This is a genomic window from Proteus sp. G2669, from assembly GCF_009915245.1.
Lineage (GTDB): Bacteria > Pseudomonadota > Gammaproteobacteria > Enterobacterales > Enterobacteriaceae > Proteus.
This window is the reverse complement of record NZ_JAABLX010000047.1, coordinates 24800-34641: the sequence shown is the minus strand read 5'-3', so window position 1 is coordinate 34641 and position 9842 is coordinate 24800. Positions and strand designations below refer to the sequence as shown.

General features: G+C 41.3%; 9 protein-coding genes and 1 pseudogene. All 10 read right to left on the bottom strand.

The features are described 5' to 3' along the window. Positions 1-610: 610 nt before the first annotated feature. The 10 genes and pseudogenes from GWI68_RS13460 to kbaZ all read right to left on the bottom strand — a co-directional run bounded on the left by GWI68_RS13460 (position 611) and on the right by kbaZ (position 9795). Complete coding sequence (locus tag GWI68_RS13460) at positions 611-1672, bottom strand: glycoside hydrolase family 88 protein (RefSeq protein WP_166540619.1); 1062 nt, start codon at positions 1670-1672, stop codon at positions 611-613. Positions 1673-1689: 17 nt separating this feature from the next. Beyond that, positions 1690-2445 (bottom strand): 2-dehydro-3-deoxy-D-gluconate 5-dehydrogenase KduD, encoded by a 756-nt coding sequence (gene kduD, locus GWI68_RS13455; protein ID WP_109407513.1) that lies wholly within the window; start codon positions 2443-2445, stop codon positions 1690-1692. A 79-nt stretch (positions 2446-2524) separates the two neighbouring features. Then, on the bottom strand, positions 2525-3355 hold the full coding sequence (kduI, locus tag GWI68_RS13450) for a 5-dehydro-4-deoxy-D-glucuronate isomerase (protein WP_109407514.1): 831 nt from the start codon (positions 3353-3355) through the stop codon (positions 2525-2527). 42 nt (positions 3356-3397) lie between these two features. Continuing rightward, entirely contained in the window at positions 3398-4567 is a 1170-nt protein-coding gene (nagA, locus tag GWI68_RS13445; RefSeq protein WP_166540618.1) for an N-acetylglucosamine-6-phosphate deacetylase, read from the bottom strand. Then, positions 4564-4998, bottom strand: a complete 435-nt coding sequence (gene agaF, locus GWI68_RS13440; RefSeq protein ID WP_109407516.1) for a PTS galactosamine/N-acetylgalactosamine transporter subunit IIA — start codon at positions 4996-4998, stop codon at positions 4564-4566. Before agaF ends, nagA begins: the two co-directional genes overlap by 4 nt. A 99-nt stretch (positions 4999-5097) precedes the next feature. Continuing rightward, positions 5098-5988 carry a PTS system mannose/fructose/sorbose family transporter subunit IID gene (locus GWI68_RS13435; protein WP_072069318.1) on the bottom strand — a complete coding sequence of 297 codons (891 nt, stop codon included), beginning with the start codon at positions 5986-5988 and terminating at the stop codon, positions 5098-5100. Beyond that, positions 5978-6745: a PTS N-acetylgalactosamine transporter subunit IIC gene (gene agaW, locus GWI68_RS13430; RefSeq protein WP_069367637.1), complete on the bottom strand. Its 768-nt coding sequence runs from the start codon at positions 6743-6745 to the stop codon at positions 5978-5980. The genes GWI68_RS13435 and agaW overlap by 11 nt, the downstream gene beginning before the upstream one ends. Positions 6746-6793: 48 nt before the next feature. Next, positions 6794-7288 carry a PTS N-acetylgalactosamine transporter subunit IIB gene (gene agaV, locus GWI68_RS13425; protein WP_072069319.1) on the bottom strand — a complete coding sequence of 165 codons (495 nt, stop codon included), beginning with the start codon at positions 7286-7288 and terminating at the stop codon, positions 6794-6796. A 24-nt stretch (positions 7289-7312) separates the two neighbouring features. Next, positions 7313-8502, bottom strand: a pseudogene (locus GWI68_RS13420) (SIS domain-containing protein). A 12-nt stretch (positions 8503-8514) separates the two neighbouring features. After that, positions 8515-9795 (bottom strand): tagatose-bisphosphate aldolase subunit KbaZ, encoded by a 1281-nt coding sequence (kbaZ, locus tag GWI68_RS13415; RefSeq protein WP_166540617.1) that lies wholly within the window; start codon positions 9793-9795, stop codon positions 8515-8517. Between the last annotated feature and the right edge of the window lie 47 nt (positions 9796-9842).

The window sequence follows — 9842 nt, the reverse complement described above, 5'->3', positions numbered from 1 at the left end:
CAATTAATTATTTAAAATAGCAAAACAAATCGATAAATTTATTATTAATAATAAATGTGTTGTGCTAGATGATTATTTTGTTATTCTCTGCACGGGTGCTTGGATCAATCTGGTTCAAACATATCGCAAGCACCAGAAAGAGAAAAGCCCCGGAAAATATATTCATATTAACCGAGGCGGACTCAAACATACACAATTTGATTCTGCCTCCATTTTTAACGGAGTGCAAGAGGAAATGAAAAAATATTCTTTAATCGGACTAGTGATCGTGACGATGATATTACCAACTCACGTATTATTAGAGCGTAAATATCTTATTTACTCATACCAAACAATGGATATTTAATTATTCAGGTTAATATAGTTTTTACTTTATATTAATCTTGTGGGGGAGCATTCCCCCACAGTTTCCTTTTTAAATTATTGTGTGTTTATCTCAGCACCCAAATTTAGAATAAGAGGTAACAGATCAGCGTTACCTCTTATTATATTAAAAATAAAAAAGCCGACCTTATTTTTTGGTCGGCATCCTAGATAGGAAAATATTGCGCGGAAGGCATGTGAAGCGCAAGAAAAACAACAAAGCGTCAATATCAAAGCGCTAGCAATTTTACAAAAGATTTAAAACTTCACTTCCTGCCAATAAATAAGCACCAGCACCATAATCCATATTATGTTCAAACTTCACTTCACGAGGGTTAAATGCCGGAAGTTGAACCCAACCTATCATGCCATTGTCATGAATACAGGTTTGTAATGCTGACCATGCTCTATTTAATGCAGGAAAATACACATCTTTCTCTAATACTCCCTGATTAATTCCCCATGCTAATCCGTAACAAAATAGCGCTGTTGCTGAACTTTCTGGTGCAGGAAAATTATCAGGATCGAGTAAACTTGTTCGCCAAAAACCATCTTCATGTTGATAATCTAGGATGGATGTCGCTAATTCTTTAAACAGTGCAATATAACGCTCACGATCATGATAATCATCAGGCATATATTTTAAAATACGCGGTATCGAAGCTAAGACCCAACCGATACCACGGCTCCAAAATACTTTTTCACCATTAGCTTCGCGTAATTCATTACCTTGACCATCAGGAATATAGCGATGATCACGGAAGATAAGCCCTGTTTCAGGATCACGTAAATGGTCAATCGCATCCCAATAAGCTGTGTGCATATAATCTAAATAACGTCGCTCATTGGTAATTTCAGCTAATGCAGCAAAGCCTGGAGGCGCCATAAAGAGTGCATCACACCACCACCAATCCTCACGACCGCGTTTTGGCTCATTAAGCATAATATCAAACGCTTTGATTGTTGGTTCAACCACTTCAGATTGTTCAAAAAGCGGGCTAATAGCCAGATAAGCTTGTGCACAAACATGATCATCTGCAAAACGTGCGTTGGGGCCTGTTCTAAACCCAGTATGTAAAGTGTAATTCAACACACCATTGAGATACTCTTCATCTTGTGTTGCCTGCCATGCTGCACTTACACAACTCCATAAAACACCACGTTCCCAGTCGGTATCTTTAATAAAACGGGTTTTACCACTACGGCGACGAACACTGCGAACTTGATTAGCCGATTGATAACGATACACTCGCTTCATGTTTTTTAATACAAGCTCTCTTTGCAAAGTATCTGTATTAGCGTGTTCCATCCTATTTCTCCATGAAATTAACGAGCTAACCAACCACCATCAACCGCAATGGTGTATCCATTAACATAATCACTGGCTTTAGACGCTAAGAAAATAGCAGGACCTGCAACATCTTCGGGAACACCCCAGCGCCCTAACGGAATTCTCTCTAAAATAGCCGCATTACGTGCATCATCAGCACGTAGGGCTGCAGTGTTATCTGTTGCCATATAACCTGGAGCAATTGCATTGACATTAATATTGTATTGAGATAATTCCGTTGCCAATGCACGGGTTAATCCCATGACTGCAGATTTACTTGCTGTGTAGGAAGGTACTCGAATACCTCCTTGATAAGAGAGCATAGAAGCAATATTAATTATCTTTCCACCGTCACCTTGTTTTACAAATTGGCGAGCTACTTTTTGAGATAAAAAAAACAATGTTTTCTGATTAATATCAATCACATCATCCCAATCTTTTTCACTAAATTCTAAAAGGTCTTCTCGACGAATAATCCCTGCATTATTCACCAAAATATCAATACGTCCCATAACAGAAACAGCTTCATCCACCAGCGCTTGTAACCCATCTTGTTTCATTAAATTTTGTGTAATGTAATGAAAACGACGACCTAATGCTTCCACTTGCTGACGAGTTTCAGGCGCATCTTGAATGCCCACCCCCACAATATCTGCGCCCGCTTTGGCTAAACCAATAGCCATACCTTGGCCTAAACCTGTATTACAACCAGTGACAATAGCAATCTTGCCATTTAAATCGAATAAATTCATAGCAGTAACCTCTCAGGTGTGGCTTTATTGCCACACCTTTTTTATAAGTAGGGTAAGAAGAAAATGTAACTATTTGTGGTTATTTCAGATCTTTCATTGCCACATGATCCATATCGTGGAAGACCTGATTTTCACCAACCATTCCCCAAATAAAGGTATAAGATGCAGAGCCTACACCTGAGTGAATTGACCAGCTAGGGCTGATGACGGCTTGTTCATTGCGAACAACCAAATGACGAGTTTCCGTTGGTTCTCCCATATAATGGAACACCACGTTATCATCTTTCATATCAAAATAGAGATACACTTCCATGCGACGCTCATGAGTATGGCAAGGCATGGTATTCCATAAACTACCTGGTTCAAGAACCGTCATCCCCATGGATAATTGGCACGTTGGCAGAACTGAAGGGTGTAAGAATTTATAAATAGTACGAACATTACAATTTTCTGCATTACCAATTTTTTCTGGTGATGCTTGTTGCTGCGTTATTTTGCGTGTTGGATAAGTATGATGAGCTGGCGCACAGTTCATATAAAAACGAGCTGGAGTTTCCATATTATCACTCATAAACTCAACACTTTTAGCCCCCATTCCAATATAAATGGCTTCACGAGGACCAATATCAAATACTTCTCCATCAACAACCACTTTACCAGCGCCACCAATATTAATGGCACCTAACTCACGTCTTTCTAAAAAGAAATCAACGCCTAAGGCTTTACCCGCCATTAATGCTAAAGGCTGTGTTGTAGGAACAATACCGCCAACAATAATACGATCTATATGGCTATAAGTGAGATTCATTTCCCCTTCACAGAATAGGTTCTCTATCAGAAACTCCTTGCGAAGTCCTTCTGTATCAAGCCTTTTAGCATGTTCACTATGAATTGGCTGACGAATTTCCATTATAAATACCTCATTTTTACTGATGGGTGCATAACTGAAAAGCTATACATTTTCCCCGGATACAGAGTAAATATGATTTCCTCTGATGAATGTATCGGTGAGATGAAAACACTCATCCACCACAGCAAAGCTGGCTTGTTGCCCTACTTTGATATAACCCAATTTGTCGCCGATACCGAGATACTCAGCTGGGATCGCAGTCGCCATTTGTACAGCTTCCCACTCAGGTATGTGCGCAAGTTGCACCATATTTCGCAATGCACTATCTAAGCTACAGGTACTCCCAGCCAAAGAGCCATCTGCTGTTTTGGCCTGGCCTTGAGTAACACTCACTGTTTGAGCACCCAACGTATAATCACCATCAGGCAACCCACCTGCACGCATGCAATCTGTAATTAACGCGAGTTGTTGGTAACCTTTCATGCGATACGCTAATTGCATCATCACGGGATGAACGTGAATGCCATCGGCAATCAATTCTGCTAATACATCGTGATATAACACGGCACCACAACATCCAGGCTCACGGTGATGAAGTCCCGTCATACCGTTATACAAATGCACACCACAATCAGCTCCATGTAAAAAAGCATCTGAAGCTTGCTCGTAAGTTGCCGCTGTATGCGCCACACTTGGTTTAATACCTCGATTGACCAACCAATCAATCGCTTCTATTGAACCTTGTGCTTCTGGCGCAACAGCGACACGCAATAATGTGTCACCTGCACTTTCAAGCAGTGTTTCTAACTCTGATATTGTTGGTGCTTTTAGATATTTCACTGGGTGAGAGCCTCGATGGCGTTCGGTAAAATAAGGCCCTTCTAAAAAACTCCCAAGCAACAACGCACCGGACGTTTGTGGCTTTGATAAAAACTCACGTACTTGTGATAATGCGAGGCGAATATCATCTATAGGCGCAGTAACTGTTGTACCAACCCACGCTACAACGCCTGTTTTCACTAAAGCATCAGCAATGGTTTGCAACCCTTGTTCAGTCGCATCCATGACATCTGCACCTTCACGACCATGAATATGGATATCCACAAAACCGGGTAATAATGATTTCCCTTTTAGGCGAATAATGGGGCAATCTGTTGGTGCTTGCGAGGTGATCGATTCAATGACATCGCCCCTAACACAGACATAACAGAGATAACGAATTCCTTCAGGCGTAAACGTTCTATCTGCCAAAATGGCGTATCGCTGACTCATAAGCCGTCTTCTTCATCAGTATCATTGCTGTCTATTTGAGCCAATTGCTCACGAATATCTTGAATACTGTCTTGACCTATTTCGCGTAACGTCTGCACTAACTCTGACGTTGAACATCCTTCTCGTTCAAAGGCCGCATTAACAATCATCGGTAGATTCACACCCGCTAACACTTCAACAGCAGGGTTCTGCATCATAATGGCCATTGCCCTATTACAAGGGGTTCCACCGGGTAAATCTGTTAAGAATAGATATTGCTGACATGACATTGAGTTAATCGCTTCACGCATTTTTTCTTCAAGTTCATCAGGAGAAATTGACTCAACAAAATCGATAAATGCGATATCTTCTTGCTCGCCAGCAATCGCTTTTACGGCTGATGCCATACCTGAAGCAAAATTAAGATGTCCTGAAACAATAAGACCTATCATGAGTGACTCCTTGCGGGCAGCAGAAGACTCTCCTGCCCGTTTATAGCAAGTTAATAATGTATTTCGATTGACGATAACGACGGTGGTAAAGGCTCTCTGTTATAAGAATCCTAATACGTGGCCGACAACACCAAATGCAAGAGTTGAGAAAATCAATACCGGAGGTTTTCCCCAAAAGCCGGTGCTTTTTACCATTTTGTACATCAGGAAAACTAAGCACAGAGGCAGTAAATTCGGCATGATTTTGTCAAAGAGCGCGCTTTGCAATTCGACCACCTTTCCTCCCAGCTCTAACGAGGCGGTGGTTTGCACCTTGATAAAGGTCGCGGAGAGCGCCCCAATGACAAAGATCCCCATAATATTGGCGGCTTTAGCCAGTTTTTCAGTGGCATCACTCATATTGACCATCGCAGCAGTTCCCGCGCGATAACCCATAAACATCAGCCCGAAATACACTAAAAAGTGCACAATTTGATATAAAAAGAAGAAAACAAAAGGTCCCGCAATCGAGCCTTCCATTGCAATAGATGCGCCCAATGCTAATGTAAGTGGCATTAAGGTCATATGATCGATAGCGTCACCAATGCCCCCTGTTGGCCCCATTCCTGCTACTTTCATCACGTTAACAGTTGATGGTTTTTCTTTGTTTTCTTCCATTGCAACAGCTGTACCTAATAAAAAGGTAAACAGCTTAGGACTGGCATTAAAAAATTGCAGATGGTTTTTCAGTGATGTTGCATAATCGCGTTTATTATTCCCGTGGATCTTCTTTAGTGCCGGAATAATTGAGAAGGCAAATCCACCGCCTTGCATACGTTCAAAGTTAAAGTTACCTTCCATAAATAACCCTCGGAACGCACACTTCCAAAGATCACCTTTAGTGATAACTTTTCTGACCGTAGTATCTTGGTACTCATCAATGCCATCAATCAAAGAACCCGTTTCTGGTTTATCTTGTGTTTTCAATGCAGTGCTGTTATCAGATACCATCTTCGAAATCCTCATTTTGCTGACTTGTATTTTTGTTATTACCGCTAAAGAAGAAGTAGAGTGCAGCGGCTGATGCGCCTAAAATAGCGACCGCCATAATTGGGAGTTTTAAATAGGTTGTCATCACGAAACCAATGAAGAACACACCAGCAACTTCTTTTGACCACATGATTTTCAACAACATTGCGAAACCAATAGCCGGAACCATCTTCGCGCCAATACCTAGACCTTCAAGCAACACTTTCGGGGTATTATCATCAATCCACTGGGCCGCATGTTCACCGAAATAGACCGTTACGAAGGCAACTAATGCGTAGAGTAATGAACGTACTATAATCGTGATAATCAGTAGCCGTGACACACCACCAGCATCGGCTCTTTCTGCGTATCTATCGGCTTTTCCCATAGTGAACGCAGTCATTGCAAAGAAGCCAATCACCAACATTTGCATTAACACCGCAATTGGCATACCAATACCCATAGCAACTTCAGGTGATTGATTTGTCATTACTGCAAAAGCAACCGCAGCAATAGTGCCTAATGTTACATCTGGTGGCTGAGCACCAGCGTTAGGAACAAGTCCTAACCAAGCAAGTTCTAATGTTGCCCCTGCAATCAATCCAACCTGCATATCGCCCATAATCAGCCCGACAACAGGCCCTGTAATTAATGGACGATGGATATTTAATGCAACGTCATACTTATCTATACCGCAAAAGAAGGCCCATAAAGCCACTAAAGAAGCTTCAAAAATCATAAATAATCCTCAAACCTGCTAATGCAGGTTTTTTTATTCAGAAATTTATCAAGCAGATGCGAGTGTTAATACATCAACAGGTGTCTGATCGGGAGTGTTTTGAATTGTGCAAGTTACCCCATTTGCAACAAGGCGTTTAAATGCATCAATATCGGTTTCATCAACGGATACTGTTTTTGCAATTTGGCGTTTCCCTTCATGAAAATGCATATTGCCAACATTGCAGTGAGTAATGGGCACGCCACCTTCCACTAAACGGGCAACATCTTTCGGGTTATTACACAACACAAAAATTTTCTGACGAGGTGATGCTTTGCTAATAACATCAATGGTTTTTTGAATAGAGAAGAAGCGAACAGCATATTCACCACCTGCTGATGCTTTCATTCCAGCTTGCATGAATGCGGCGTTTGGGCCTTCTGCTGCGTCATCATTAGCCACTAAAATCAGGTTTGCTTCTGTATGTTTTCCCCATGTAATGCGGATTTGACCATGGAGTAAACGTTCATCAATGCGGGTCCAGACAATATTCGGTGTGTTCATGATTAGCTCTCTTATTATATTTTATTAATTTAAAGCAGACTGTGTGTCGTCTTTTTTGTATGAGAACGGATAAATAGTGACGCCTTGTACAACACGATTGATTTCTCCTGTTGGAGACGGGTTATCAGGCGTATTCCCTAGTGCAATGGAACTGTGAAATGCGAATGATTGCGCCAACATCAAGTAAGGGAACAATAGCGCCACATCAGAACAGTTCTCTAACGCAGGAATATAAACAAAACTCTCAGGCGAAAAAGCTTTATCATTTCGTGCGGTGATCGCGATCACCTTGCCTGATGCATTATCGTGAATAACCTCTCGTAATAAGTCAGTCTCATATTGACGTGTATAAGGATCATTAGAGAAAAACATCACCACTAAAGTTTCTTTATTTACGATAGACTTAGGCCCATGTCGAAAACCTAATGGAGTATCAAAGCTCGCAACCACTTTACCCGCTGTAAGCTCTAACATTTTCAACGCAGCTTCTTGCGCTAAACCTTGCAATCCGCCACTTCCTAGATAAATAACCCGTTTAAACTTACCCGCGTATTTATCCCGAATAATTTGATTCGCTTTATTAAACTGTGCTTTATAGTGACTAAAAAAGGTGCAATAGAATCACTAAAGACGTTATCTCCTAAAAAGATAGTCACTGCAGCCATCATCATGGATGAAAAGCTAGAAGTCATTGCTAAAGAACGGTCATTGGATTCTTCAGGCATCAACAATGCCAATGCTCTACTGTTATTTTGGCAATACTGATAAAGCTTGCCATTTGCATTACATGTCAGTACTAAGTGATGACACTGAGATAGACATTCAGTCGCAACATCTAACGCCGCCACACTTTCAGGGCTATTCCCTGAACGCGCAAAAGAAATTAATAACGTTGGGATGTCTTCTGCTAAATATTCTTGTGGATCAGCCACTAAATCGGTTGTTGCAATAGCATCTACTCGACGTTTTGTATGGCCACTTAAAATAGGGGCTAATGCTTTTCCAGCAAATGCGGACGTACCAGCACCTGTTAAAATAATTCGTGCATGAGGCGCTGCGAGCGCTTTATCTAAGAAGGCTTCAATATCAGCACGTTTCTCTTTTACTGATTGCCATGTTTTCTTCCAACATTCTGGTTGTTGCTCAATTTCTTTCGCAGTCCAAAATGCATTCAGTTGCTCTAATTTAGCGGTCTGATAGCTTAAATATTCCATGGTTTCCCTCAATTAATGGACATAGCAGGCATCGGCATACACCGATAACACGTCACGAATTTTCGCAATAACAAAAGATTCAGGGGAGCCGTCAATCATGCCCTCTCTAAATTGGGTAAATTGATAAGGCAGATATTGACTCAGTAACGGCAGTGGAATTGGTTTAACGGATAAGTTATCCATTAGCGTATCTATAGCGGCATTAATTTCAGCATCAGGCCAGTAATAGCGAATACGATCACTAAAACTATACACTCGAGCAAAGGCTTGTTGACGCTCATCACCGTGATAATATTTTTGCCAAAATCCAGGCTCACGGCACATCAGTTGTTCCATCTTTTCACGCAATTTAGAGCACTGTTCTTGCGGAAATAAAGTCTCTTCAATGGCACAAAGTGCGTATAAACCTTCACGCATAGCAAACGTTAGTGCAGGCCCAACTTTTAAAATTGCAAAATGATCGTGAACTAATTGTTTATAAGCCTCTTTGGTTTGATAGTCCGTTGAGTGAGCTTCGAAAACAAGGTGAGAATAATCATTTACGACTTGGCTTAATGCTTGTGCTTCTTCTGGTTGGTAGTCGATGATACCTGTATGATCAAACTCGACTCCCGGTTGAACCACCAAACCAATAACACGTTCCCAACAATCACCGACACCAGCATGTTGAAAAGCTTGGCGATGACATTCTAAGGTTTTACGTGCAGCATCAGGTGAAGTCACTTCAACCGTATCAAGCTCTTCAGCGGCACCGCCCGGGACAGGCACTTCTGTGCCAACAACATAAACAATATCACTCGAGCCAAAAGTCTCTTTTGCTGTATTTTCTGCAATAACAGCAAGGCGTGCTGCACGAGATGCCACAATTTCATCGGTTAAAGGAACGGGATCGTCAGCACAAGACATACTGCAATCAAGGTGGATTTTTTTGAAACCTGCGGCAACATAATGTGCAATCAACACATCTGCATTCGCCATCGCTTCTTCAGCGTTTAGATGTTGCCAACGATTAGGCCCTAAATGGTCGCCACCAAGAATAAGCTTCTCGATAGGAAAGCTGACATTTTTAGCCTGTTCAATAACATATTGGTAAAAGTCAGCGGGAGTCATTCCTGTATAACCACCAAACTGATCAACCTGATTAGAGGTGGCTTCAATTAGCAGAAAGGAATCATTATCCAGCGCTTGTAATAGAGCTGCTTCTATTACTAAAGGATGGGCAGAACAAACAGAATAAATACCATTCTGTTTGCCTGATTTGTGTAGCTGAACAATCTTTTCTAAAGGATGCATTAAATACTAACTCCATAATCAACACCGGCGGTGTTGCTAATGGAGTT

Excerpts from the sequence above, each read along its gene's own strand:
- nagA (WP_166540618.1), bottom strand. The coding sequence starts at position 4,567 with ATGAGTCAGCGATACGCCATTTTGGCAGATAGAACGTTTACGCCTGAA.
- agaW (WP_069367637.1), bottom strand. The coding sequence starts at position 6,745 with ATGATTTTTGAAGCTTCTTTAGTGGCTTTATGGGCCTTCTTTTGCGGT.
- kduD (WP_109407513.1), bottom strand. The coding sequence starts at position 2,445 with ATGAATTTATTCGATTTAAATGGCAAGATTGCTATTGTCACTGGTTGT.
- GWI68_RS13435 (WP_072069318.1), bottom strand. The coding sequence starts at position 5,988 with ATGGTATCTGATAACAGCACTGCATTGAAAACACAAGATAAACCAGAA.
- kduI (WP_109407514.1), bottom strand. The coding sequence starts at position 3,355 with ATGGAAATTCGTCAGCCAATTCATAGTGAACATGCTAAAAGGCTTGAT.
- agaV (WP_072069319.1), bottom strand. The coding sequence starts at position 7,288 with ATGAACACACCGAATATTGTCTGGACCCGCATTGATGAACGTTTACTC.
- agaF (WP_109407516.1), bottom strand. The coding sequence starts at position 4,998 with ATGATAGGTCTTATTGTTTCAGGACATCTTAATTTTGCTTCAGGTATG.
- GWI68_RS13460 (WP_166540619.1), bottom strand. The coding sequence starts at position 1,672 with ATGGAACACGCTAATACAGATACTTTGCAAAGAGAGCTTGTATTAAAA.
- kbaZ (WP_166540617.1), bottom strand. The coding sequence starts at position 9,795 with ATGCATCCTTTAGAAAAGATTGTTCAGCTACACAAATCAGGCAAACAG.